Below are 25514 nucleotides of genomic sequence, written 5' to 3' on the forward strand. Positions count from 1 at the left end.
GCGCCGAGCCCGCGCGCCGACTGTGCGCGGTTCGGCGCAACCGCGTCACCCGTCCGCGTCGTCCGGCTTGCCGCGCGGCGTGGCGTCTGGCTTCGACCAGGGCCACTTCAGCCGGTGAACGTGCCGCCCCTCCGGGTCGTAGACGTACTTCCAGCGCCGACTGAGGCCCACATGGGCGCGGCCCTCCACGCGGGGAACCCGGCTGTAGAGCAGGACCGTCGGCTCGCCGCCGTCGGGGGCGGGGACCGGGATGCGGTACGTCTTCGGGGGGTGGCCCGTCATGCCGAGCAGGACGGGCAGGACCCGGCCGTCCATGGGGCCGCCCTCGAAGGGGGTGTCTTCGCTCTTCACCGCAACAGTGTCAGGCATCCTCGGCGAGGGCCCGGACCAGGGCGGCGGTCTGCGGGTCGCGGGTGCCGGTGACGGAGAGGACCGCGAGGAACTGGTCGACCAGCCAGTCGCGCAGCTCGGCCGCGGGGGGCTGCTTGCCCTCGTCGAGCCAGAGCAGGGACGCCGCCTCGCAGGAGGTGATCCACAGCTTGACGGTCATGCGCAGGTGCAGGCCCGGCTCGGTGACCTCCAGGTGGCTCAGGATGTGCTCGGCCGCCGCCCGGCGCACTCCGTCCACGATGGACGTCGTGCGCGAGGTCTCCACCACGCTGCCGCCCTGCAACAGCGCGCTGAAGCCGGCGTCGTGCTCGTCGACGAAGGTGAGGTAGCGGTCCAGGGCGCGTCCCAGGCGCGCGATGCGCGGGCCCTCCCGGGGCTCGTCGAAGCACTGCTCCAGCTCGTCGGCGGCGGAGCGCAGCGCGGCCTCGTACAGCTGCTGCTTGCCGCCGGGGAAGTACCGGTACACCAGCGGCCGCGACACCCCCGCCGCCTCCGCCACATCGTCGAGCGACACCTCTTCCGGTGCCCGGTGGGCGAACAGCGACAGAGCGGCGGCCAGCAACTGGTTCCGCCGCTCCTCGACACTGAGACGTCGGTAGGCGGGCGTGGGGGCCGAAGGGCTCATGACGTGCAGAGTAACCGCTCTACCGGCCCCGCAGCCGCCCCGTACCGGCTTGTTCGAGCCCGCCGTGAGGGTCTGTCGTGCCAGGCGTCGCGCGGCAGGCGGGAATGTGATGACAGACCCTAGGCCAGCAGCCCCGAGGCCCTCCACAGCCGTCGCCCGACGCCCCGCAGCACCCCGATGTCGTCCAGGAAGTCGGTGAGCCGCTTCGCCCCCGTCTGCATGACCTCGCGGCGGTGCGCGCTCGCCTTCACCTGGGCCATCGCCTCGCGCTTGTCCAGCCCGACGTTCGTGTAGACCTCGGGATTGATGAAGGCCACCGAGAACACCCGGGCGAACTCCCCGGAGGTGACCCGCGTGAACTCCTGCGACCAGCGCGGCGCCGTCACCATCTGCCGGCGCAGCTCCTCACGGGCGTACCGGACATGGCGGGCCTCCTCCACGACATGGATCCGCGTCACGCCCCTGATCAGCGGCTGCACCCGCTCGTCCGGGAAGGTCAGCCGCTGCATCCAGTCCAGGACCTCCTCGCCGAGCAGGGTCGCGGTGAAGGAACCCGGAGTCGTCGAGATCGTCTTGAACAGGCGCCCCAGGTTCTGGTGCACCCGGCTCACCGGGTACCACGGGGTCCCGCCGCGGGAGATCACCCGCGCGAACATCTTCGAGTGGCGGCACTCGTCCTCGATCTCGGTGAGCGCGTACCGCACATGGGCGCTCGTCGCCGCCTTGTCGTAGATGTGCCGCACCAGCAGCTGCATCAGGATCAGCTCGAACCAGATGCCGAGCGAGGCCAGCGCCGCCGCCTCGTGCTGGGAGAGCAGGATGCGCTGTTCCTCGCTCATCCGCTTCCACATCGGGGTGTCGTACAGCGACACCAGCTCCGGCGGCCAGAACCACTTGCCCTCCTCGAAGGGCGCGTCCCAGTCCAGCTCCTTGTCGGGGTCGAAGGAGTGCTTGGCGGAGGAGTCGAGCAACCGCTCGGCCACCTGTTCCCGGTCCTTCAGCAGGCCCAGCGCGTCACGCAGCCCTTCGATCGCGTCGGCATCGGTGAGCGTCGTCATGGTTCTCCCAACTCGTTACCCGGGGTCACACCCTCCGACCTCTTATGAGACTGCCTGTCAGCAAGCACGTCAATCCCCCGCGCGGTACTTGTTGACTCTTCGTCTACCGATTGACTGTGCGTCTACCGCTTGACGGTTCGTCTACCGCGCGGGGGAGCGGATGACGGCTCGGCGGGCCTCAGACCGAGCAGCCGAGCCCTTCCGGCACCTCGCCGAACACCGGCTGAGCCGCCCCCGGCGGGAACGAGGTGCGCAGCGTGAAGGCGTACGGCGTCGGCCCGTTGGCGCGCAGGTGCAGCAGCCGCGCCTCCGCCTCGGCGACCGTCGGGCGTTGCCCGGCCGGGACCCACCACAGCGCCACCATGGCTTCCTGCACCTTCTCGAACCACTCGCGCCGCCGCGCCAGCATCTCCCGGTGGCGGCCCTGGTACATGTACGCGGTCAGCGCGTCGGTGTTCCGCCACACCGACATGTTGATGATCAGCCACTCGTCCCCGAACACGGAAATGTCGGTGGCGTCGCCCTCCTCGCTCTGCAGCCGCCAGACGAAGCCGTCCGCCGCGTCGGCGTCGGCGTTGACCGGGTCGAGCGCGTCGACGAAATCCTTCAACTGGGGGGAATCGAGAGGGGCTTTGAGTCGTCCGATGTTCACCTGGGCGAGTTCGAATGCGACGGTCATGGACCGAACGTTAGGTCGGTCGGCGCCCGTCCGGACACCCCCGTCTCACCCACCGAGCACCGCCTCCATCACCGCCCGCGCGATCGGCGCCGCGTCCCCGCCGCCGCTGATCTCCCCGCGGTCCGCGTCCGCGTCCTCCACCACCACCGCGACCGCCACCTTCGGCTCCACGTCCCGCTCGCCCTGCGCCCAGGACACGAACCAGGCGTACGGCGTACCGGAGTTGCCGATGCCGTGCTGCGCGGTACCGGTCTTGCCACCCACGGTCGCCCCGGGGATCGCCGCATGGGTGCCGGTGCCCTCGCGCACCACGTCCGTCATCAGCTCCCGCAGCCGCACCGCGGTCGCCGGATGCATCGCCTGTCGCACCGGACGCGGCCCGGCCGTGTCCAGCGTCGCCCCGTCCCGCCGCGTCGTGCGCTCCACCAGATACGGCTCGCGTACCTGCCCCCCGTTCGCCACGGCCGCCGCCACCATCGCCATCTGCAGCGGAGTCGCCCGGGTGTTGTACTGGCCGATCGCCGACAGGGCGAGCTGCGCCCGGTCCACGGAGGTGTCGAAGGTGCTCGGCGCCACCGCGTACGGGATGCGCATCCCCGCCCCGTTGAACCCGAACGCCTGCGCGGTGGCCGCCAGATCGCTCACCCCCACCCGCACCCCGAGCTTCGCGAACACCGTGTTGCACGACCACATGAACGCCGCCCGCAAGGAGGCGTCCGCACACCCCTCCGCCTCGTTCGTCAGACTCTTCGAACTCCCCGGCAGCCGGTACGGATCGGGGGAGTCGGTCGCCTCGTCGACATCCGTGACCACCCCCGCGTCCAGCGCCGCCGCCGCGGTCACCACCTTGAAGGTCGACCCCGGCGGATACGTCTGCCGCGCCGCCCGGTTGAGCATCGGCCTGTCCGGGTCCTCGTTCAGCCCGACCCAGGACCGCTCCACCGACGGGCCGTTCCCCGACAGCGCCTCCGGGTTGTACGACGGCGTGGACACCAGCGCCAGGATGCGCCCGGTGGACGGCTCCACGGCGGCCACGGCGCCCGTGCGCCCGCCGAGCCCCTCGTACGCCGCCCGCTGCGCGCCCTCGTGCAGGGTCGTCACCACATCGCCGCCCGGGTTCCGGGCCCGGGTCAGATCGCCCAGCAGCGGGAACGGCGCCAGCAACGGATCGGCGCCGGACAGCACCCCGTCCTCGGTGTCCTCCAGCAGCGAGGTGCCGTACACCTGCGAGGCGAAGCCGGTCACCGGCGCGTACAACGGCCCGTCCAGGTACGTGCGTTCGTAGCGCAGCTGCTCCCCGGTGTCCTTGGACCCGGTGATCGGACGGCCGCCGACCAGGATGTTCCCGCGCGGCTGCCCGTACCGGGCGATGGTCTGCCGCCGGTTGGCCGGGTTGTCCTCGTACTCGGCGGCCTGGAAGACCTGCAGCCGGGTGGCGTTCACCAGCAGCGCCACCAGCAGCAGCGCGCACAAGGCGGCCGCGAACCGGATGTGCCGGGTCACGCCGGCGCCTCGTCGTACGGGCGGCGCGCGCGGTCGCTCAGCCGGACCAGCAGCGCCACGATCGCCCAGTTGGTGACCACCGACGAGCCGCCCTGCGCCAGGAACGGCATCGCCATGCCGGTGAGCGGGATCAGCCCGGTCACCCCGCCCGCGATCACGAAGACCTGGAGGGCCACGATCGAGGCGAGCCCCACCGCGAGCAGTTGCCCGAAAGGGTCGCGCAGGGCCAGGCCCGCCCGGTAGCCGCGCTCCACCAGCAGGCCGTAGAGCAGGAAGATCGCCGACAGTCCGGCCAGGCCCAGCTCCTCGCCCGCGGTGGCCAGGATGAAGTCCGACTTGACGGCGAACCCGATCAGCACGGAGTGGCCGAGCCCGAGACCGGTGCCCAGGATGCCGCCGGAGGCGAAGGCGAACAGCGACTGGGAGAGCTGGTTCGGGCCCTTGCCCGCCTCGATGGAGGCGAGCGGGTGCAGCCAGTCCTCGACCCTGCTGTGCACATGCGGCTCCAGCCAGCCCACCGCGACCGCGCCCAGCGCCGCGAGCAGCAGGCCCACGGCGATCCACCCGGTGCGCCCGGTGGCGACGTACAGCAGGACCACGAACAGGCCGAAGAACAGCAGCGAGGTGCCGAGGTCCCGCTCCAGGACCAGCACCAGCACGCTCAGCAGCCAGATCGAGACGATCGGCCCGAGCACCCGCCCGGTCGGCAGCTGCAGCCGGCACACCCGGCGGCCCGCGTACGCCAGCGCGCCCCGGTTCGCGGCCAGATAGGCGGCGAAGAACACCGCCAGCAGCACCTTCGCGAACTCGCCCGGCTGGATGGAGAATCCGGCGATCCGGATCCAGATCCGGGCACCGTTCACGGCGGGGAAGAGGATCGGCAGCACCAGCAGCCCCAGCGCCCCGGCCACGCAGACGTACGCGTAGCGCTGGAGCACGCGGTGGTCGCGCAGCAGGACGACGGTGACGATGAAGAACGCCACGCCCAGCGTGGACCACACGAGTTGGGCGGGGGCCGCCCGGTCGCCCGGGGTCTCCAGGTCGAGCCGGTAGATCAGCACCAGGCCGAGCCCGTTGAGCAGCACGCCGATCGGCAGCAGCAGGGCGTCTGCGTCCGGCGCCCGCAGCCGCACCGCCAGATGGGCGACCAGCGCCAGCACGCCGAGCCCGGCGCCGTAACCGGCGGCGCCGGGCGGGACGGCGCCGTGGCGGGCGATACCGACCGCGCAGTAGCCGTACACGGAGAGCAGGACGGCCACGACGATGAGGGCCAGTTCGATGCCACGGCGCCGGGGGAGGCGTACGACGGGTGCGGGTGCGTCCGCTCTCGCCTCGGTGGTTCCGGCCTTGATCATGTCCGGAACTTACCCAAATAGGGCGTCTTGTGTGCCTTGTTGCTCAGCACCAGCGTGGCGCGGGCCCGATGTTCTTGATGTACCGGGCCGAGCCCCAGGCCCAGGTGCCGTCGGGCAGCAGGTACCACAGCGGGTTGCCCTGGATGTTCTGGCCGACCGTCTTGCAGAAGATCTTCACGACCTGCCCGCGGTGCGCGGTCCGGATGACATGGCTGCCCCGGTTCGGCGCGCTGCGCAGGAGCAGGGTGTCGGCGGTGACGACCCCCTTGTACAGCTTGGGGTGCTTCTCGTGGTGCCCGCCCCAGTCGTCACCGGCGACTGCGGGGGAGGCGGCAGCCGCGGCGGTGAGAGCGCCGACGGCGACGGATATGGCGAGGCGGGAGCGGAACGACATGGGGTGTACCTCCATGAAGGGGGCGGAACTTGACTATCCGCCACGCTATGGGGCGAATGGTCCGCCCGCCTCTCCGCTTGGGCCATCCGGAAGGGCTGCCGTGGTCATACGGGGCGCGCGGCCGTCACTCGGGGAGGCGGGGAGGGGATGGTGTGGTCTCCGGTCGGTCGGGGAGGGGGCTGTCGTTTCCGGTCGGTCGGGGAGGCGGGCTGTGGTTCCCGGTCGGTCGGGGAGGCGGGCTGTGGTTCCCGGTCGGTCGGGGAGGCGGGCTGTGGTTCCCGGTCGGTCGGGGAGGCGGGCTGTGGCCTCCGGTCGGTCGGGGAGGCGCGGTGGTCGTCGTGCGGTCGGTCGGGGAGGCGTGCGGTGGTTCCCGGTCCGTCGGGGAGGCTGGCTGTGGTCCCCGGTCCGTCGGGGAGGCGGGGCGGTCGTCGTGCGGTCCGTCGGGGGCGTGCGCTGCCCCGCTCGGGACCTGCGGGAGGCGTGCCCGTCACCCGGTCCGTCAGGAATGCGCGCTCGCTCCGTCCGGAATCCGCTCCCTCGTCACCCGGCGACCGGAATGCGCGCCCTCGTCACCCGGTCTGTCAGGAATCCGCGGGCGCTCCGTCCGGAATCCGCGCCCCCGTCACCTGCCCCGTACGGCTGACGCGCCGTCCCCGCACCCGCCGTCCGGCAGACGCAGCGTCGCCACCGCCCCGCCCTCCTCGGCGTTCGCGAAGGTCAGGCGGGCCCCCAGTACTTCCGCCTGGCCGAGTGCGATGGTGAGTCCCAGTCCGTGGCCCTTGGCGCCGGCCTCGGTGCGGAAGCGCTGCGGTCCGTGCTCCAGCAGATAGGCCGGATACCCGTCCCCGTGGTCCCGTACCGTGATCCGCGGCCCGTCCACCTCCACCCGCACCGGAGCCCGCCCGTGCCGGTGCGCGTTGGCCACCAGATTCCCCAGTACGCGCTCCAGCCGCCGCCGGTCGGTGTCCACCGGCACGTCCCGCACCACGACGACCTCCGTCGGCTCCCCGGCCGCCCGCACCACCCGCTCGACCAGCGGCCCCAACTGCTCGGTGTCCGCGTCGAGCCGCTCCCGCCCGGTGTCCAGCCGGGAGATCTCCAGCAGGTCCTCGGTCAGCGTGCGCAGCGCGGCCACCCGGTCGCGTACCAGCTCGGTCGGCCGCCCCGGCGGCAGGAGCTCTGCCGCCGCGTGCAGCCCCGTCAGCGGTGTCCGCAGCTCGTGCGCCACATCCGCGGTGAACCGCTGCTCGGCCTGGAGCTTTCCCTGCAGCGACGCGGCCATGGTGTCCAGCGCGGAGGCCACTGCGGCCACCTCGTCCTGAGGGCGCGTCGGATCCTTCGTCCGCGGGTCGTCAACCCGCGCGTCCAGGTCGCCGCCGCTGATCCGGCGGGCCACCCGCGCGGTGGCGTGCAGCCGCCGGGTCACCCGGGTCACCGCGAGCGCGCCGACCAGCAGCGTCACGCCGATGGCCAGCGCCGAGGACCACAGGATCGCCCGGTCGAGGGCCTCGATCGTGCGGGCCCGCTGCGAGTAGTCCACCCGTACCGCCAGCGCCCGCGCGTTGTCCGCCGGGCCCGCCGCCCACATCGTCGGCCGTCCGTCGTGGTCGGCGACCATCGTGCCGCGCTCCCCGGAGACCGCCAGTTCCCGCAACTCCTCCGGCAGCCCCGGCGGGTCGACGCCCGCGCCCGGCATCAGCCGGTCCCCCGCCTCGAACGCCTCGGTGGCGTCCGCGAGGTGGGACAGCGCCTCGGTCCGGGCCCGCCCGACGGTCTGATTGGTCACCGAGACATGCACCAGCACGCCGAGCAGCGCCGCCAGCGCACAGCACATCACGGTGATGAACACGGCGGCCTTCGCGGCGAGCGTCCCGGCCCAGCGGGGCAGCGCGGGCCTCATCGGCCGCTCGCGGACGGGGTCGCCGACGGCTTCTGCGAGGGCTTGCGCGAGCCGGTGCGCACCATCTCGTCGTGGGTGAGCAGCATCGCGTTGGCGTCGGCGTCCCAGGTCCACTGGAGCCGGTACTCGTACCCGGGGACCTCCGAGGGCGCGCGCACGATCACCGACCGCCCGGCCAGCTCGACCGCGCTCACGGCGTCGTCGTAGGCCATGACGCGCACCAGCCGGTGCTTCTGGACGGTGTAGACGCGGATCGCGGTCAGCTTCTCGGGCAGCAGCCGGAAGCCGAGCGTGAGGTCCTCGTGGCCGTCGCCGTTGAGGTCCCGGTAGTAGGGGGTGAGGACGGGACAGCGGGCCGCCCGCTCACCCCCCGCCCCGCAGTCCGCCATCCGGGCGGCCGTCTCACGGTACGGAGCGTCGGTGTCCGCGTAGTCCTCGGGCTCGGACTCGATCTCGGCCCGCACCGCCGCCACCGGATCCACCTTCCGGATGTCGTCGCCGGGCACCTCGACGCCCTTGACCACCTCGGTGGTCACCTCACCGATCTCGTACGCCGGGGAGGACGCGGGCGTCAGCTCCGGCCACAGCCGGGCCGGGCTCACCGCCGTCGGCGTGGCCCCCGCGCCGCGCAGCCCGCCGGCGTCACCGCAGCCCGCGGCGGCCGCCAGCACAACGGCGACCACGGCGGTCGTACGGATACGGCTGAGGGGCACGGTGCTCCTGTGGTTCCGAGGTGAGCGGTGGCCCCGACACCTTGTTTACCGGGAAGTCCCCATTCTCGGGGAAGTCCGTTTCGCCCGCCCGGGCGGGCCGGAGCGATCACTCCGTCAGCTCCTCCAGCAGCCGGGCCGTGTACAGCCCCGCACGCAGGTACTCGACGAAGAGGTCATTGTGCAGGGCCCAGGGGGAGCGCCGGGACCGTATCAGCCGGATCGCCTCGTCCACCGAGTGCCCCCTGCGCATCAGCGTCTGCGCCACCACAAGCCCCGAGCGGTTGTAGCCGTGGTAGCAGCGCACCAGCACCGAACGGCCCGCGTCCAGCGCCTCCCCGGCGGCCTGCGCCAGCCGGATCACGCCCGCCAGCTGGGTGCCGTCCAGCGGCCCGTCCGGGATCGGCCAGACCTGGTGCTCCACCCCCGGGTCGGGCCCGTGCCCCGGCAGCCGCAGCAGCGACTGCACCAGGTCGAACTCGTCCCGGACGCCGACGGACTCCCGTTGTCCCGACGCCGTACGGACCTCATGACCGCCCATCCACAGGCCGGGCACGATCTCGTCCCACCGGGTGTCCGGGGCCGGAACGTCGGGTTGCTTCCTGCGGGTACGCAATTGGCGCCTCCCCCAACTTCCCCTCCCAAGTCCTCTCAAAGGTAACCGGGTTCTTGCCCCTGGAGCACCCCGCCTGTTCCCATGGTCAAAGGGGTGATGGTGCATGAGCGGACTGCGCGTCGTGCCGACCCGGCGCCACGGACAGGAACGGCTGTACGTCTGTCTCACGGACGGCAGGAACATCGCCTGGTACGACAGGGAGGCGGCCAGGGTCAACCTGATCAGCGACGACCACAAGGACGACGTCCTGGAGGCCCTGGCCCCCTACCTCACCGGCCCGGTGACCGTGGGCCCGCCCCCGGTGCCGACCCCGGCCGAACTGGCCCGGCTGACCCTCCACCCCGACGACGACCTGGCACCCAACCGGCCAGGCGAGGCCATGCTGATCGACCTGGAACGCGACCCGGGCCCGCCCCGCCGCCTGCGCACCGACCCCAGGCGGCGCGCCCTCACCGCCGAGCAGACGGTCGGGGAGGCCCTGGACCGCCTCGACGGCGCGGGCTGGCACACCCTGCACTCCGTCCCGCTGCCCGGCGGTACCCGTATCCACCACCTGGCCATCGGTCCGGCCGGCCTCTTCGCCATCCACACCCTGTACGCCCGCAAGCAGCGCGTCCGCGTCGCCGACCCCATGGTCACCGTCGGCCGCCGCGAGCCGCAGCCCCTGCTGCGCCGCGTCCGCTCCGACGCCGACCGCGCCTCGTACGCCCTGACCGCCGAGGTCCGCCCCGTACTGGCCCTGGCGGGCCCGGCGGACGTCTCGGTCACCGGGCCGGTCCGCGAGGTGCGCGTCCTCCAGGACACGGACCTGGCGGGCCTGGCCCGGCAGGGCGGGGTGCTCAAGCCCGGGGACGTGGAGGGCCTGCACGCGATGGCACGGGACCGGAGGATCTGGGAGCGGGTGTAGGTGCTTCCTTACAAGGCGGGGAGCGACTGCGACTCGGTGAGCAGCGGCGCCAGCAGATCGCCGTAGTCCTGGACGCGGGGCGGAATGTCGGGGGCGCCGAAGGCCAGCCGGCCGGGGGAGCGGCACTCCTCGACCTCCGCCCAGGTCACGGGCGCGGAGACCCAGGGCTCGGGGCGGGCGCGCAGGGTGTAGGGGGCGGCTGTGGTCTTGCGGGCGGCGTTCTGGCTCCAGTCGACGAACACCTTCCCGGGCCGCAGGCTGCGGGTCATCCGGTGCAGGGCGAGCCGGGGCATGGCCTCCTCGGCCTCCACGGCGAGCTGCTTGGCGTACTCCGACACTTCCTCGGAGGACGAACCGGAGACCGCGGCGAGCAGATGCAGCCCTTTCGACCCGGAGGTCTTGGCGTAGGCGTCGATCCCGTCCTCGGCGAGCCTGTCCCGCAGCCACAGGGCGACCTCGCAGCACTCCACCACGGTCGCCGGGGAGCCGGGGTCGAGGTCGAGGACGAGCCGGTCGGCGACGCCGGGCGCCTGGGCGACCCACTGGTGGGTGTGGAACTCGGCGACCTGGTTCGCGGCCCACATCAGACTCGGCAGGTCCTGGACGAGGACCATCCTGGCGGGCCCGTCCGAACGGGGGACCTCGGCCGTGGTGACCCAGTCGGGGGTACCCGGCGGCACGTTCTTGGTGAAGAAGATCTGCCCGTCCGGCCCGTCCGGGTAGCGCAGGAAGGAGACCGGCCGGTCACGCAGATGGGGCAGGAACACCCCGGCGACGGTGGCGTAGTAGTGCAGCACCTCGCCCTTGGTGAAGCCGGTCGCCGGGTACAGCACCTTCTCCAGATTGCTGAGCGCGACCCGCCGCCCCTCCACCTCTGTGATCGGCGTCATACGATGAGAATCCCACGCATAAGGGGTAAGTATGACGAAAGTCCGCCATAGCATGGCGAAAGGGTGCTGCACGTGAGATCCATATGGAACGGAGCCATCTCGTTCGGCCTGGTCAGCATCCCGATCAAGGTGGTGAACGCGACCGAGAGCCACTCCATCTCCTTCCGCCAGATCCATACCGACGACGGCGGACGCATCCGGTACCGGAAGTTCTGCGAGCTGGAGGACCGTGAGGTCAGCCAGTCGGAGATCGGCAAGGGGTACGAGGACGCGGACGGCACGATCGTGCCGATCACGGAGGAGGACCTCGCGCACCTGCCGCTGCCGACCGCGAAGACGATCGAGATCGTGGCCTTCGTCCCGGCGGACCGCATCGACCCGCTCCAGATGGACGCGGCGTACTACCTGGCCGCGAGCGGCGCCCCGGCCGCCAAGCCGTACACCCTGCTGCGCGAGGCCCTCAAGCGCAGCAACAAGGTCGCCATCGCGAAATTCGCCCTCCGCGGCCGCGAACGCCTGGGCATGCTGCGCGTGGTCGGCGACGCGATCGCCATGCACGGCCTGCTCTGGCCGGACGAGGTCCGCGCCCCCGAGGGCGTGGCCCCCGACGTGGACGTGACGGTCCGCGACAAGGAACTGGATCTCGCCGACGCCCTCATGGACACCCTGGGCGAGGTCGACCTGGAGGACCTCCACGACGAGTACCGCGAGGCGGTGGAGGAGGTCATCGCCGCGAAGGCGGCGGGCGAGGCCCCGCCGGAGACTCCCGAGCCGGCCGAGGGCGGCAAGGTCCTGGACCTGATGGCCGCCCTGGAAAAGAGCGTCCGGGCGGCGAAGGAGTCCCGCGGCGAGGAACCGGCGGAGGTCACGCGCCTGCCCCGCAAGACATCCGCCCGCTCGACGCCGAAGCAGACGGGGTCCACGAAGAAGTCGACGTCCGCGAAGAAGACGGCCGCGAAGAAGACGACGTCCGCCTCGGCGAAGAAGTCGACGTCGAAGTCGACGGGGACGTCGAAGAAGACGGCGGCGTCGAAGAGTACGGCGAAGAGCACTGCGAAGAGCACCGCGAAGAAGGCACCGGCGAAGAAGACACCGGCAAAGAAGGCGACGCCCCGCAAGCGCTCGGCGTGAGGCATGACAGCCCCCACCGTGCGGCGCGGCGTGTGGCGATTCCGGGTCACGAACGGGAGCCCATCCCGCACCGCGCCACGCGACCCCTGACCCAGAACCGCCACTCGCCGCCGCCCCTCACCGAGGCTCAGGCGACCCGGCGCAACGCGAGCACGGCGTTGTGCCCACCGAACCCGAAGGAGTTGCTGAGCACGAGATCCCCGTCCGCGGGCAACTCACGAGGACCCCTCTGTACGACGTCCAGCCCCAACTCGGGGTCGACGTCCCCCTCGCAGAGGGTGGGCGGCACAACCCCGTGATGCAGAGTGAGCGCGGCGGCAACGGCCTCCACCCCACCGGCAGCCCCCTGCAGATGCCCGAGGTGCCCCTTCAGGGCGGTTACCGGCACAGCCCGCCCCCCGAACACACTCCGCAGCGCCCCCGCCTCGGCGAGATCCCCCTCCACGGTGGCAGTGGCATGCGCGTTGACGTGTACGACGTCCACGAGATGCCCTCCGGCGTCCCGTACGGCCCGCCGCAGCGCAAGGGCGACCCCGTCCCCGGAGGGATCCGGCGCCGCCATGTGATGGGCGTCGGCGGAAAGCCCCCACCCGGCGGCCTCGCAGTAGATCCGGGCCCCGCGAGCCCGAGCATGCTCCTCGGCCTCCAGTACGAGCACCCCGGCCCCTTCGCCGTTGACGAACCCGTCCCGCTCCTTGCCGAACGGCCGGGAGGGCGACCCGGAGTCGACGCCCCCGGAGGCGAGGGCCCGCATGGAGGCGAAGGAAGCCATGATGGCGGGCGTGACAACGGCCTCGGCCCCACCGGCGAGGGCAACATCGACCCGCCCGTACCGAATCCGGTCGACAGCCTCCCCAATGGCCTCGGTCCCGGAGGCACAGGCACTGGTGACGGTCCGGGCCTCACCGGTGATGTGCAGATCGAGTGACACCTGAGAGGCGGCCTGGGAGGGCACGGTCATAGGAGTAGTAAGCGGCGAAACCCCACGGGGGCCCTTCTCCCGAAGCCGCCGATCCCCACCCACAAGCACGGAGGCGTCCCCAAGGATGGCCCCGAGCGACACCCCAACCCGCTCGGCGGGAACCCCACTCTCCCGAGTCCCACCCTCCACGAACCCGGCGTCGACCCAGGCCTCCCGGGCGGCCAGCACAGCGAACTGAGCGGCCCGGTTCATCCGCCGAGCGGCAGCCCGCGGCAGGAGCTCCGCCGGATCAACCGGCACCACACCCGCAACCCGTACAGGCAGCTCGCCGAACTCCTCCCCCTCCAACTCCCGTATCCCATGCCGCCCGTCAAGCAGCCCCCGCCAAAGCTCCCGCACCCCGACCCCCAACGGCGAAACGGCCCCCAGCCCGGTCACCACAACCCGCCGCCCCCGCTCCCGAACACCCCCGTGCTCGGCAACCCCCCGCCCCAGATACCGCACAACAAACCCGTCCCGATCGGCATCCTGGGCCCACCGCCGCACGTCATCGTCCCCGACTGCCTCGTCGGCGCAGCCCCCCGCCGGCGCGTCCAGATCCCGATGCCAGACCCCCCACCGCCGCACGTAAACGACCTCGTCAGCCAACGGATCAACAGCCCTGAGAGAGCTGACCCGATCCCCGTCCCGAAACGAAACGTCATCCAGCGACGAGGAGGACACCAGCGGCACCTCACCCACATCAAGCCGCCGACAACCAACCGTCACCACCCGTTCCCGCCCGAGCAGTTCCTCCCGGTCCACCCCACCCAGCGGCGGCCGCAACACGACCCGAATCGCCTCCGGCGACTCAGGCACGGTATGCACGACAACAAACCACCGCTGCACGTCGAGGTCTTGACGCGACAGTGCGACCAGGTCCCCTGGAATGACCTCGGCGGCGCTGACGGAGTGCGGACGTAGGGGAATTTGACGCATGTCTGTACACCTTCCTGTGCCCCCGAGTGCTTTTGCCGGACTTGTCCGAGTGAACTCGACGGGACGCCAGGAGGCCATAGTTGAATGGCGAACCTTCACCTGGCTTTGCGGCAGGCAATGGAGGAAGAGGGGGCAACACCCCAAGACTCAACCGGAGTTGCGTAATACCCCGCGGAGGTCAGTGTGTGAAAAGTCACGCCCACGCATGACAAAGCGTCACCGGCCATAAAGGAGGTCATGCGCTTCGGTGTGACTCTCAATGGAGAGCGCGCCGGCGGGCCATCAGCGCTGCTGATGGCCCGTCGTGAATGCTGCAATTAGTGATCGTTGAGGAACTGGAAGTGATACGAGCCCGAATTGTCCGAGGGCTCATGCGAGACTATGACGTCGAACTTGTGGTATTCCGCGAGGTTGTACTTGCCGCCGTCCGAGGCGCCCCGGTAGCTGCACTTACCGTCGTTCTTCTCATCGGTGAGGCTGTACACGAGATCGCCGCTGTAGTAGTCGAAGACGTTCACCCACGCCTTCTTGCCGTCGGTCTTGGTGTCACAGACCTTGAGGCGGTCGCCGTGCTCCTCGATGTAGGCCGCCGCGTGCTTGCCCGTGTCGTACAGCGGCCCGTGGTCCCAGTCCAGCGCCTGTGCCGAGCCCGGCACCATAGCCACCGCGACAACGCCCATGGCCAGTGCGGATATTCCGCCCTGAAGCACTCGCTTGGTGCGCAATTCGGTCTCCCTAGCTGTTATGTGAGGAGTCGTCAGAGACGTGTGAGGCTAACAGCAGGATCCGTATCACTCGCAAACGGGCGGTGATCCCTCCTCGGGCCTGGTGGGTGGGGGCAGTTCCGGCGCGCTCGGCGCCTCGGCGAGTACGAGGCGACCGTCCTCCAGCAGAGCATGGGCCACGATCAACAGGAGGCGACTCCCCACGGCCGACCCGACCATCGGCAACATGCGCCTCAACGGCGCAACCCCACATTCGATGCGAGCGGCATGTTCCGAAGCACCCGACCCCGAGGCCAAGCGGCGAGTGGGCCCAGTCCGCCGACGAGGCGTTCCGGCGTCCGGCTCCGGTTCCGGCTCGGGCACGATCACCGCCCTGCATCTGCCCACTCCCGCCCGACCGATGCCCATCCCGCCCGTCCTGGTGACGAACATACGGGCACACGTGGACACGTTCGGCACGGCCGAGGAAGGGCGTGTGTTCGGCAACGAACGCGGGGGAGTGATCGGTTCGTCAACGTACTGGCGCGTGTGGGAGGAAGCGCGGGAGCACGCGCTACCGCCTGAGCGCGTCGCCCCCGCCGTTGGCCGGACGCCTGCATCGACGGCAATGAGGAAGCAGCTATTGCGAAGAGCGCAAAGTCCGTGGAGGAGCAGGGAGACGTTGCACAGCGGTTGGTGTCATCGCGCTGAGAGGGCGGTCCGGGGGACTCGGACCGCCCTCTAGGTTGACTAGTTGCGCACGGTGAGCGTCACGTCAGCCTTGTCGTCGGGCTCCCCCTCAGCCCAATTCTGCACATGTGCCCTCCAGGTAGCTCCTGCCCCCGGAAAGAGAATCGCATTCCCGAGGGCTCGACTGCCGTCCAGGTCACGGTTGTCCTCCGTGTCCTCCTCGTAGAGATCGACGCGACCTGCGGTCACGCGGACGACTCCATTCGGATCGGCGGCAACCGTGTAGTGAACTTCAACCCTTATCTCTCCGCCGCACTTGGCCGATCCGCTGTTGGGTACGGAAGGGCCACCCTTTGTGAGTACCGTTGTAAGTGAGAAGCCCCGGTTGCAGACGGTGTTCGGGCCGAAGTTCTCCCAATCCATGATCCGCATGCTGACTCTTCCGGATACCGTCCGCTGGTGGCTGGCCTGGGCGTCTGTCGCTAGAGCGGGGACCGCAATGGCCACTGCGGCGGGAACAATGAGCGCCCGCCAGAGCGCGGAGCGATACGAGTCGTGGCGCATACCATTTGCCTTCATGAGGTTTCCCTCCACCAAAATGGGTGCACGCAACTGAAACCCAGTCGGCCAACGCCCCCTCTCCTTTCCAGGCTACTGCCTGGGCCACCCGTGCGCATTTTGACTCAGCGCGCCAACTCTCTTTTGTTGAATGGACAGTTGTCGTGTTACGCGGCCGCTGTTCTGGCGGCCTTCGACCGCATCCCGCGCACCCTTCTTGGCGCGCGGCACCGGCTCAGGAATCGCATAGCGTCTCCTGGTACACCTTGCATCGAACCCGCATGGTGCTCACCGTCAACCACGGCGGACACGACGGCCGCGCCGTCTCCGCCGACGCCGCACCGCCCGCCGCCCGCACCGTCAAGATCGGCGACGCGGTACTCGTGCCGACCGGCGCCACGTGGAACACCCAGCCGACCCACACGGGCGAGCCGATGCGAACCCGCTTCGCCAACCCAAAAGGGTGGGAAGCGCTGCTGACCCCGCCGCAGGCGGACGGGTCCTTCACCGTCACCCTGCGCCGCAACGCCACCGCCCGCCCGGTCTCCGGTCCGGTAGACACCGTCACCGGACAGGGACGCCACCACTGGCTGGTCATCCCGTACCGCAACGCCGGCCAGCCGCTGCACACCCTCGGCACGCGGTACTCCGCCGGACTGCTCGGTCCGGCACCGGAGTTGGAGGACTGCCACTACCGGATGATCCAGCCGCGCGAACAACTCCTCTCCGAGCGTTTCCCCGACGACTACATCGTCCACGGCAACAAGGGCGAACAGACATGGGCTGAATCTCGGCTTCTTCCGGGCGGGTTACGTGCCACGCAACCCTCGGAGTTCACGTTCGAAGACCTTGTGGAACCGAGATGACACGGCACCGCTGCTAGAGGCTGTCCAGGATTCTCGCGACGGCTCTCACAGCACCCCGAATCTGCGGCGGTGCTCTTTGGAGCAGTAGCGCCGGGTGCGCCACCGCCGTCGCTGCGGCACCGGCGTGCCGCACCACCGGCACGGCAACGACTCCGCTGATTCCCCGCTCACGCCGCTCACCGTAGCGGCCTCCGTTGGGGCCCGGCCGCCCACCTCCTACAGCGTCGGCCGGGCCCACCCTCCCCGAGAGAAGGAAGTCCCGGTGAAGCACCCCGACGACGATCACGAACTGTGCAACCGGCTGGAGGTGGCCGAGATGGCCGCCGAGTCCGGCGGTGAGGTGGTCGACCTGGACAAGGCCTGGTCGGCGCGGGGCGAGTCGCCCGACCCGGCCGCCGACTTCCGGCCGACCGAGTCGGCCATCCCCGTCGGCGAGTGGTCGGCCGACTGGGCCGACGACGACCCCGACGACCGGGAGCCGTTCATGGCCGACGGTCCGGCTCCGGCAGGTCCGGGCCTGATGGACCGGCTGAAGTCGGGACAGCGGCGGGAGGTGATCCCGGTGTGGGCGAAGTCCAGGCCGGAGTTCCTCACCGCGCTCGGCTGGCTCGGCGGCGACGCCCGGCACACCACCGCCTATCACGCGGTACGGCTGCCCTGGTACTCCGCCCGGCTGGTCTGCCATGCTCCCGTGGGTGTGGCGAAGTTCGTCGGTGGCACCATGCGCTGGGTCGCCGACACCGAGGGCGAGCCGCTGCGGCAGGTCGCCGCGCGCCGCGAGAACGTCGAGGAGTACCTGAAGCTGTCGCGGCAGCGCGACAGGCGGGTCAAGCTGCGCGGCCTGGTCCTGCTGCTCGCCCTCGTCGCCGGACTGCCACTCGCGCTGGTGCTGTTCGTGCTGGCTCCGACCTGGCTGGAAGTGCTGGCGCCGGCGCTGCTGACGGCTGGGTTCGGGTTCCTCGGAGCGCCGTCCGACAAGCCCGTCATCTCCCGCGCGGTCGTCACGACCGAGGTCGGGCGGCTCACCTCAGGCATTGTGGAGCGCGCGCCGGGCTCGCTCGGCATCGCTGAGATCAACAAGGCGCTCGGCAAGGGCGGTGAGGGCATGAAGTTCCCCGCGCCGATCACCCGCGACGGCCCCGGCTGGCGCGCGGACGTCGACCTGCCCTATGGCGTGACCGTGCCGGACATCCTGGACCGGCGCGAGAAGCTCGCCTCCGGTCTGCGCCGCCCGCTGGGGTGCGTGCGAAAGAGCGGGAGTCAGTGAGACTGACTCCCGCTCTCTCATGTCGGCATTCACCATGGTCGGGTCCAGTTTCAACCTTCAGACCGGCGAGTGCCCCCGGCAGGATTCGAACCTGCGCACACGGCTCCGGAGGCCGTTGCTCTATCCCCTGAGCTACGGGGGCTTGTCGCGGCTGCCCTTGCTGGCGGCGACGGGAAGAACACTACCAGCTCCGGTGGGGTGTTCATGAACGGGTTTCTCGGGGTGGGGGCGCCCGCAGGGGGTGGAAGTGGGGAAAACCCGGACGCGGTGGCCGGTCCGGACCTACTCTCGACTTGTGCCAGGCGCGTCGGGTCGGGTGCTTGTTGTGGACGACAACAAGGTCATCCGGCAGCTGATCAGGGTCAATCTCGAACTGGAGGGGTTCGAGGTCGTGACCGCGGCCGATGGTGCCGAGTGTCTGGACGTCGTGCATCAGGTGCGCCCGGATGTCGTCACCCTGGACGTCGTCATGCCTCGGTTGGACGGGCTGCGCACCGCCGCTCGGCTGCGTTCCGATCCCCGTACCAGGGACCTCCCTCTCGTCATCGTCAGCGCCTGTACGCAGTACGAGGTCGACACCGGCCTCGACGTCGGTGTCGACGCCTTCCTCGCCAAGCCCTTCGAACCCGCCGAACTCGTCCGTCTCGTTGGAAAGTTGGTCGAGCGGGCGCGGAGTCGGGCCAGTGAAGGCGTGGGGGCCAGTGCCAGCGGGAGGGCCGGCGCGCCCGGGGACGGGTCGGCCTGAGCCGTCCCACATCTCGGACGATCGTCCAAACCCGCTCGCTTACCCACCCCCCTTCTCCCATACGCTTGTCCCGTGACCCCCGTCGAGCTCTCCCGTACCGTGCTGCGCGCGGTGCGTCGTGCTGTCGATCAGGGGGAACTCCGTGTCGACGTGCCGGAGCGGGCGGTCGTCACCGTGCCGGGGCCCGGCGGGTGCGGGGACTACGCCACCAACGTCGCCCTTCAGCTCGCCCGGCCTGCTGGGGAGCCCCCGCTGCGCGTTGCCGAGATTCTGCGGCAGCAGCTCGTTGGGGACGATCTCCTCGACGATGTCGTGGTCACCGGGCCCGGGTTCCTCAATTTCCGGCTGCGCGGCTCCGGGCTCGTCACCGGGCTCGTCGAGGAGATCCTGCGGGACGGGGCGCGGTACGGGTTCAGCGAGCAGCTCGGCGGGCAGGTCGTGCACCTGCACGCGCCCTGCGAGGTGCGCGCCGTCGTCGTCATGGACTCCGTCGGCCGCCTGCTGCGGTCCCAGGGCGCCCGCGTGCAGCTCAGCTGCGACTCCCCGCCCCCGGAGGAACCGGCGGAATGGGAGAACCTCCTGGGCGGCGTACGCGTCGGTCATGGATCCGAGGTCGCTGTCCCCACGACCGGGCCGCCAGCCGCGGGCGCCGTCCACCTACGCCCCGTCCCCGCCCCCTCCGATCCCCTCCCCCTCGGCCCCGACGCCGCCCGCTGGGCCCTGCTCCACCCCGCCCCCCACGACCGGCCCCGCATCACCGACGAGCACCTGGTCCAGCGCGAGGCCAACCCCCTCTTCCGGGTCCGCTACGCCCACGCCCGCACCCGCGCCCTCACCCGCAACGCCGCCGACCTCGGCTTCGCGAGTGAGCCGGGTCCCGTCAGCCGTAGTGCCGGGGCGCAGGACCACTCCCGCAACGCCGCCGACCTCGGCTTCGCGAGTGGGCCCGGTCCCATCGGCCGTACCGCCGCCGACCACGGCTTCACCGGTGAACCCGGCCCCATCGGCCGTACCGCTGAAGCCCGCGCCCTCGCCCGCAACGCCGCCGACCTCGGCTTCGCGAGTGAACCGGGCCCCGTGGGACCGCATCTCCAGGACCTCGTCAGCGCCCTCGCCGACCACCCCCGCATCCTCCTCTCCTCCGCCACCCGCCACACCCCCGACCGTCTCGCCCGGCACCTCGTCGACGTCGCCGATGCCGCTCTCGCCCTTCTGCCCGCCGTGCTGCCCCGCGGTGCGGAGAAACCCTCGGCCGCCCACCGTGCCCGGCTGGCTCTCGCCGAAGCCGCCGGGGCGGTGCTGGCCGGTGGCCTGTCCCTGCTCGGCATCGACGCACCCGAACATCTCTGAGGAAGCCAACAAGAGTCATGAGCCGTTCCGCACACCCCGCCGGGCCCCGTCACGCCGATGTCCTGCCCGAGGGCCACTTCTCCGGCCCGCCCGCCGACCTCAACGCCCTCGACCCCAAGGTGTGGGCCCAGACCGTCCGGCGGGACGAGCACGGGGTTGTCACCGTGGGGGGCGTTGACGTGCAGACCCTCGCGGAGCAGCACGGCACGCCCGCCTACGTCCTCGACGAGGCCGACTTCCGGGCCCGGGCCCGCGCCTGGCGTACCGCCTTCGGTGCCGACGCCGACGTCTTCTACGCGGGCAAGGCCTTCCTCTCCCGTGCCGTCGTGCGGTGGCTGTACGAGGAGGGGCTCAACCTCGACGTGTGCTCCGGTGGGGAGCTTGCGACAGCGCTGTCCGGTGGGATGCCCGCCGAGCGGATCGCCTTCCACGGGAACAACAAGTCCAAGGACGAGATCCGGCGCGCCACCGAGGCCGGGGTGGGGCGGATCGTCCTCGACTCCTTCCAGGAGATCGTCCGCGTCGCCCACATCGCGCGGGAGCTCGGCAAGCGGCAGCGCGTGCAGATCCGTATCACCGTCGGCGTCGAGGCGCACACCCACGAGTTCATCGCCACCGCCCACGAGGACCAGAAGTTCGGCATCCCGCTGGCCGGGGGACAGGCCGCGGAGGCCGTGCGGCGGGCGCTGCAGCTCGACTCGCTGGAGCTGATCGGGATCCACTCGCACATCGGTTCGCAGATCTTCGACATGAGCGGGTTCGAGGTCGCCGCCCACCGCGTGGTCGGGTTGCTCAAGGACATCCGGGACGAGCACGGCGTGGAACTGCCCGAGATCGATCTCGGGGGCGGGCTCGGGATTGCCTATACGAGTGACGACGATCCTCGTGAGCCGCATGAGATCGCCAAGGCGCTCACCGAGATTGTCACCCGGGAGTGTGAGGGTGCCCGGCTGCGTACGCCTCGGATCTCCGTGGAGCCGGGGCGGGCCATTGTCGGGCCCACCGCCTTCACGCTCTACGAGGTCGGCACCGTCAAGCCGCTCGACGGGCTGCGTACCTACGTCTCCGTCGACGGCGGCATGTCCGACAACATCCGCACCGCGCTCTACGACGCCGAGTACAGCGTCGCGCTGGTCTCCCGCACCTCCGACGCCGAGCCGATGCTGGCGCGGGTCGTCGGCAAGCATTGCGAGAGCGGGGACATCGTGGTCAAGGACGCGTTCCTGCCGGCCGACCTGGCGCCGGGTGACCTGATCGCCGTACCGGCGACCGGGGCCTACTGCCGGTCCATGGCCAGCAACTACAACCATGTGCTCCGGCCGCCCGTCGTCGCCGTGCGCGACGGCGAGTCCCGGGTGATCGTCCGGCGGGAGACGGAGGAGGATCTGCTGCGTCTCGACGTCGGATAAAGCACGGACATGAGGGGCGGGAGATCTTCCGGTTCCCGCCTGCCAACATAATGAAATAGTCGTCTCACGATCCGGACCAGAGATAGAAACTCCGGTCCGGTGAGTGAGACTGGTCCAACCGTAGAAGGTAAAGGAAACGAGGTCGGATGATGCGTACGCGTCCGCTGAAGGTGGCGCTGCTGGGCTGTGGAGTGGTCGGCTCAGAGGTGGCGCGCATCATGACGACGCACGCGGACGACCTCGCCGCCCGCATCGGTGCCCCCGTCGAACTCGCCGGTGTCGCCGTGCGGCGGCCCGACAAGGTGCGTGAGGGCATCGCGCGCGAGCTGATCACCACCGACGCCACCGCGCTGGTCAAACGCGGCGACATCGACGTGGTCGTCGAGGTCATCGGCGGTATCGAGCCCGCCCGTTCGCTGATCACCACCGCCTTCGAGCACGGCGCCTCGGTCGTCTCCGCCAACAAGGCGCTGCTCGCCCAGGACGGCGCCGATCTGCACGCCGCCGCCGAGGCCCACGGCAAGGACCTCTACTACGAGGCCGCCGTGGCCGGTGCCATCCCGCTGATCCGCCCGCTGCGCGAGTCCCTCGCCGGCGACAAGGTCAACCGGGTGCTCGGCATCGTCAACGGCACCACCAACTTCATCCTCGACAAGATGGACACCACGGGGGCCGGCTACCAGGAGGCCCTCGACGAGGCCACCGCCCTCGGGTACGCCGAGGCCGACCCCACCGCCGACGTGGAGGGCTTCGACGCCGCCGCCAAGGCCGCCATCCTCGCCGGGATCGCCTTCCACACGCGCGTGCGCCTCGACGACGTCTACCGCGAGGGCATGACCGAGGTCACCGCCGCCGACTTCGCCTCCGCCAAGGAGATGGGCTGCACCATCAAGCTGCTCGCCATCTGCGAGCGGGCCGAGGACGGCCAGTCGGTCACCGCGCGCGTGCACCCCGCGATGATCCCGCTCACGCACCCGCTCGCCTCCGTGCGCGGCGCGTACAACGCCGTCTTCGTCGAGTCCGACGCCTCCGGCCAGCTGATGTTCTACGGCCCCGGCGCGGGCGGCGCCCCGACCGCCTCCGCCGTCCTCGGTGACCTGGTCGCCGTCTGCCGCAACCGGCTCAGCGGCACCACCGGACCCGGCGAGTCCGCGTACGCCGCCCTGCCCGTCTCCGGCATGGGCGACGTCGTCACGCGCTACCACATCAGCCTCGACGTCGCCGACAAACCGGGCGTACTGGCCCAGGTGGCGACCGTCTTCGCCGATCACGATGTCTCGATCGATACGGTTCGGCAGCAGGGCAAGGACGGCGAGGCGTCCCTCGTCGTCGTGACTCACCGTGCGTCCGACGCGGCCCTCGGCGGCACCGTCGAGGCGTTGCGCAAGCTCGACACCGTGCGTGGTGTCGCCAGCATCATGCGGGTTGAAGGAGAGTAACCAGCAATGACCCACCAGTGGCGCGGAATCATCGAGGAGTACCGGGACCGGCTGCCGGTATCCGACACCACGCAGGTCGTGACGCTCCGCGAGGGCGGCACGCCGCTCGTGCCCGCGCAGGTGCTCTCCGAGCGCACCGGTTGCGAGGTCCATCTGAAGGTGGAGGGTGCCAACCCCACCGGCTCCTTCAAGGACCGCGGCATGACCATGGCCATCACCAGGGCCAAGGAGGAGGGCGCCAAGGCGGTCATCTGCGCCTCCACCGGCAACACCTCGGCCTCCGCCGCCGCTTACGCCGTACGCGCGGGAATGGTTTCGGCCGTTCTTGTCCCGCAGGGGAAGATCGCGCTCGGCAAGATGGGCCAGGCGCTGGTGCACGGTGCGAAGATCCTCCAGGTCGACGGAAACTTCGACGACTGCCTCACGCTCGCCCGTGAACTGAGCGACAACTACCCCGTGGCGCTGGTCAATTCGGTCAATCCGGTGCGTATCGAGGGTCAGAAGACCGCCTCGTTCGAGATCGTGGACATGCTCGGCGACGCCCCCGACATCCACGTCCTGCCGGTCGGCAACGCGGGCAACATCACCGCGTACTGGAAGGGTTACAAGGAGTACGCCGCCGACGGTGTCTCAAAGCGGACCCCGCGCATGTGGGGGTTCCAGGCCTCCGGCTCCGCGCCCATCGTGCGCGGTGAGGTCGTCAAGGACCCGTCGACGATCGCCACCGCGATCCGGATCGGCAACCCCGCCTCCTGGCAGTACGCGCTCGCGGCCCGGGACGAGTCCGGCGGCCTCATCGAGGAGGTGACGGACCGTGAGATCCTGCGCGCCTACCGGCTGTTGGCCTCCCAGGAGGGTGTCTTCGTGGAGCCCGCCTCCGCCGCCTCCGTGGCCGGTCTGCTCAAGGCCGCCGAGCAGGGCAAGGTCGACCCGGGCCAGACGATCGTGTGCACCGTCACCGGCAACGGTCTGAAGGACCCCGACTGGGCCGTCGCGGGCGCCCCGCAGCCCGTCACCGTGCCCGTCGACGCGGCCACCGCGGCCGAGCGCCTCGGCCTGGTCTGAGCGCCCGGAAGAGCACTCCGACCGCTTCAAACGGCACGAGGGTGCACAGGGGGCTTACGACACGCATCGTGCGCCTCCTGTGCGCCCTATGTCGCCACAGAACCTTCCTTCGATAGGCTGTACTGAACCCGCCCGCCGCATATGCCCGAGCATTCGGTGGGCCGCCGCGCCGTCTCCACGGCCCGAGGGTCATCCCGTACGTATCGAATGTCTTCGACAATCACGCAGCTCAAGGAGAGTCATCGAGCGATGGCCGGTCCAGCGTTCCGCGCCGCCGCCGTCCGGGTGCGCGTCCCCGCCACCAGCGCCAACCTCGGCCCGGGCTTCGACGCCCTCGGCCTGTCGCTGGGGCTGTACGACGACGTGGTCGTCCGGGTGGCCGACTCCGGGCTGCACATCGACATCGCGGGTGAGGGCAGCGAGACGCTGCCGCGTGACGAGAGCCACCTGCTCGTCCGCTCTCTGCGCACCGCCTTCGACCTGCTCGGCGGACAGCCGCGCGGCCTGGAGATCGTCTGCGCCAACCGCATCCCGCACGGCCGTGGCCTGGGCTCCTCCTCCGCCGCCATCTGCGCCGGAATCGTCGCGGCGCGGGCGGTGACCATAGGCGGTGAATCCCGCCTCGACGACGCCGCGCTGCTGGAGCTGGCCACCGAGATCGAGGGCCACCCCGACAATGTCGCGGCCTGTCTGCTCGGCGGTTTCACGCTCTCCTGGATGGAGGCCGGCGCCGCCCGCGCGATCAGGATGGATCCCGCCGATTCCATCGTTCCGGTGGTTTTCGTGCCCGGGAAGCCGGTCCTCACCGAGACCGCGCGCGGCCTTCTCCCGCGCACCGTGCCGCATGTCGACGCCGCCGCCAACGCGGGCCGTGCCGCCCTGCTCGTCGAGGCCCTGACCAGGCGCCCCGAGCTGCTGCTGCCCGCCACCGAGGACCGTCTTCACCAGGAGTACCGCGCCCCGGCCATGCCGGAGAGCGCCGCACTGGTGGAGCGACTGCGTGCCGACGGGATTCCCGCGGTGATCTCCGGAGCAGGACCCACCGTGCTGGCGCTGGCCGACGAGGACAGCGCCGACAAGGTGGCCGATTCGGCAGGTGAGGGCTGGGCCGCGAACCGGCTCCAGCTCGACGCCCGGGGAGCGAGCGTGCTGCCGCTTGCTCCCTGACACACGGTTGCCGGATTGAGAGAGGGGGAATGTTTGTTGGATCCGGTAGTGTTAACCTCAAGTCTGCACCCGACCCCACCATGGCGAGGTGCTTTGTGTCCCCGTCCGGGACAGACATTCTTCCGGGAGCCTCCCAAGCCGCACTGTGTTCCGTACGTCGTATGCGGGCAGTACCTCGTACACGAGCATTGAGCGA

Annotated in this window: 24 protein-coding genes and 1 tRNA gene; 10 read left to right on the forward strand and 15 right to left on the reverse strand. The window is 70.6% G+C overall.

The genetic code is table 11. The features are described from left to right. Positions 1-45: 45 nt before the first annotated feature. The 10 genes from ACZ7L7_RS23555 to ACZ7L7_RS23600 form a co-directional block, all read right to left on the reverse strand. Complete coding sequence (locus ACZ7L7_RS23555; RefSeq protein ID WP_285510140.1) at positions 46-351, reverse strand: hypothetical protein; 306 nt, start codon at positions 349-351, stop codon at positions 46-48. 10 nt (positions 352-361) lie between these two features. Beyond that, on the reverse strand, positions 362-1015 hold the full coding sequence (locus ACZ7L7_RS23560) for a TetR/AcrR family transcriptional regulator (RefSeq protein WP_285510139.1): 654 nt from the start codon (positions 1013-1015) through the stop codon (positions 362-364). Positions 1016-1134: 119 nt separating this feature from the next. Next, positions 1135-2073 carry an AurF N-oxygenase family protein gene (locus ACZ7L7_RS23565; RefSeq protein ID WP_453607409.1) on the reverse strand — a complete coding sequence of 313 codons (939 nt, stop codon included), beginning with the start codon at positions 2071-2073 and terminating at the stop codon, positions 1135-1137. A 178-nt stretch (positions 2074-2251) separates the two neighbouring features. Continuing rightward, positions 2252-2752, reverse strand: a complete 501-nt coding sequence (locus tag ACZ7L7_RS23570) for a DUF3291 domain-containing protein (protein ID WP_472077023.1) — start codon at positions 2750-2752, stop codon at positions 2252-2254. 45 nt (positions 2753-2797) lie between these two features. Beyond that, complete coding sequence (locus ACZ7L7_RS23575; protein WP_472077025.1) at positions 2798-4255, reverse strand: penicillin-binding transpeptidase domain-containing protein; 1458 nt, start codon at positions 4253-4255, stop codon at positions 2798-2800. Then, positions 4252-5610, reverse strand: a complete 1359-nt coding sequence (locus tag ACZ7L7_RS23580) for an FtsW/RodA/SpoVE family cell cycle protein (RefSeq protein ID WP_285510135.1) — start codon at positions 5608-5610, stop codon at positions 4252-4254. The genes ACZ7L7_RS23575 and ACZ7L7_RS23580 overlap by 4 nt, the downstream gene beginning before the upstream one ends. A 43-nt stretch (positions 5611-5653) precedes the next feature. Continuing rightward, positions 5654-6004: an SH3 domain-containing protein gene (locus tag ACZ7L7_RS23585; protein ID WP_285510134.1), complete on the reverse strand. Its 351-nt coding sequence runs from the start codon at positions 6002-6004 to the stop codon at positions 5654-5656. A gap of 622 nt (positions 6005-6626) precedes the next feature. Next, entirely contained in the window at positions 6627-7904 is a 1278-nt protein-coding gene (locus ACZ7L7_RS23590; protein ID WP_285510133.1) for a sensor histidine kinase, read from the reverse strand. Next, positions 7901-8617 (reverse strand): hypothetical protein, encoded by a 717-nt coding sequence (locus ACZ7L7_RS23595; protein WP_285510132.1) that lies wholly within the window; start codon positions 8615-8617, stop codon positions 7901-7903. Before ACZ7L7_RS23595 ends, ACZ7L7_RS23590 begins: the two co-directional genes overlap by 4 nt. A gap of 106 nt (positions 8618-8723) precedes the next feature. After that, positions 8724-9230, reverse strand: coding sequence for a protein-tyrosine phosphatase family protein (locus ACZ7L7_RS23600; protein WP_285510131.1), 507 nt, complete (start codon positions 9228-9230; stop codon positions 8724-8726). 103 nt (positions 9231-9333) lie between these two features. On the opposite strand from ACZ7L7_RS23600, the gene ACZ7L7_RS23605 reads away from it, so the two are divergent. Beyond that, on the forward strand, positions 9334-10137 hold the full coding sequence (locus tag ACZ7L7_RS23605; protein ID WP_285510130.1) for a nuclease-related domain-containing protein: 804 nt from the start codon (positions 9334-9336) through the stop codon (positions 10135-10137). Between the two features lie 8 nt (positions 10138-10145). Here the strand turns inward: ACZ7L7_RS23605 and ligD are convergent, their stop codons facing one another. After that, on the reverse strand, positions 10146-11027 hold the full coding sequence (gene ligD, locus ACZ7L7_RS23610; protein WP_453607424.1) for a non-homologous end-joining DNA ligase: 882 nt from the start codon (positions 11025-11027) through the stop codon (positions 10146-10148). A gap of 72 nt (positions 11028-11099) precedes the next feature. On the opposite strand from ligD, the gene ku reads away from it, so the two are divergent. Continuing rightward, a complete protein-coding gene (gene ku, locus ACZ7L7_RS23615) occupies positions 11100-12158 on the forward strand; it encodes a non-homologous end joining protein Ku (RefSeq protein ID WP_472077028.1) in 1059 nt (352 codons plus the stop codon). 127 nt (positions 12159-12285) lie between these two features. Here ku and ACZ7L7_RS23620 read toward each other — a convergent pair whose 3' ends face one another. The 3 genes from ACZ7L7_RS23620 to ACZ7L7_RS23630 form a co-directional block, all read right to left on the reverse strand. After that, entirely contained in the window at positions 12286-14058 is a 1773-nt protein-coding gene (locus ACZ7L7_RS23620; RefSeq protein WP_472077030.1) for a beta-ketoacyl-[acyl-carrier-protein] synthase family protein, read from the reverse strand. 317 nt (positions 14059-14375) lie between these two features. Beyond that, complete coding sequence (locus ACZ7L7_RS23625; protein ID WP_453607429.1) at positions 14376-14783, reverse strand: hypothetical protein; 408 nt, start codon at positions 14781-14783, stop codon at positions 14376-14378. A gap of 729 nt (positions 14784-15512) precedes the next feature. Beyond that, a complete protein-coding gene (locus ACZ7L7_RS23630) occupies positions 15513-16016 on the reverse strand; it encodes a hypothetical protein (RefSeq protein ID WP_472077032.1) in 504 nt (167 codons plus the stop codon). Positions 16017-16291: 275 nt separating this feature from the next. Between ACZ7L7_RS23630 and ACZ7L7_RS23635 the strand changes: the two genes are divergently transcribed. Both ACZ7L7_RS23635 and ACZ7L7_RS23640 read left to right on the forward strand, forming a co-directional pair. After that, positions 16292-16876, forward strand: coding sequence for a hypothetical protein (locus ACZ7L7_RS23635; RefSeq protein ID WP_472077034.1), 585 nt, complete (start codon positions 16292-16294; stop codon positions 16874-16876). Between the two features lie 262 nt (positions 16877-17138). Next, a complete protein-coding gene (locus tag ACZ7L7_RS23640) occupies positions 17139-18143 on the forward strand; it encodes a hypothetical protein (RefSeq protein WP_472077036.1) in 1005 nt (334 codons plus the stop codon). A gap of 70 nt (positions 18144-18213) precedes the next feature. On the opposite strand, the gene ACZ7L7_RS23645 is transcribed toward ACZ7L7_RS23640, so the two are convergent. Further along, positions 18214-18285, reverse strand: a tRNA-Arg gene (locus ACZ7L7_RS23645). Positions 18286-18390: 105 nt separating this feature from the next. On the opposite strand from ACZ7L7_RS23645, the gene ACZ7L7_RS23650 reads away from it, so the two are divergent. The 6 genes from ACZ7L7_RS23650 to thrB all read left to right on the forward strand — a co-directional run bounded on the left by ACZ7L7_RS23650 (position 18391) and on the right by thrB (position 25318). Next, positions 18391-18888, forward strand: a complete 498-nt coding sequence (locus ACZ7L7_RS23650) for a response regulator (protein WP_285510109.1) — start codon at positions 18391-18393, stop codon at positions 18886-18888. A gap of 72 nt (positions 18889-18960) precedes the next feature. After that, the gene (nrtL, locus tag ACZ7L7_RS23655; RefSeq protein ID WP_472077038.1) at positions 18961-20238 is read left to right on the forward strand and encodes an ArgS-related anticodon-binding protein NrtL; all 1278 of its coding nucleotides are present in this window, start codon (positions 18961-18963) and stop codon (positions 20236-20238) included. Between the two features lie 17 nt (positions 20239-20255). After that, positions 20256-21647: a diaminopimelate decarboxylase gene (gene lysA / locus ACZ7L7_RS23660; RefSeq protein WP_472077040.1), complete on the forward strand. Its 1392-nt coding sequence runs from the start codon at positions 20256-20258 to the stop codon at positions 21645-21647. 146 nt (positions 21648-21793) lie between these two features. After that, positions 21794-23086, forward strand: a complete 1293-nt coding sequence (locus ACZ7L7_RS23665; protein ID WP_285510106.1) for a homoserine dehydrogenase — start codon at positions 21794-21796, stop codon at positions 23084-23086. Positions 23087-23092: 6 nt separating this feature from the next. Then, the gene (gene thrC, locus ACZ7L7_RS23670; protein ID WP_285510105.1) at positions 23093-24151 is read left to right on the forward strand and encodes a threonine synthase; all 1059 of its coding nucleotides are present in this window, start codon (positions 23093-23095) and stop codon (positions 24149-24151) included. A gap of 249 nt (positions 24152-24400) precedes the next feature. Beyond that, entirely contained in the window at positions 24401-25318 is a 918-nt protein-coding gene (gene thrB / locus ACZ7L7_RS23675; protein ID WP_285510104.1) for a homoserine kinase, read from the forward strand. The last annotated feature ends 196 nt before the right edge of the window (positions 25319-25514 follow it).

Source organism: Streptomyces sp. NPDC110618 (assembly GCF_055657065.1).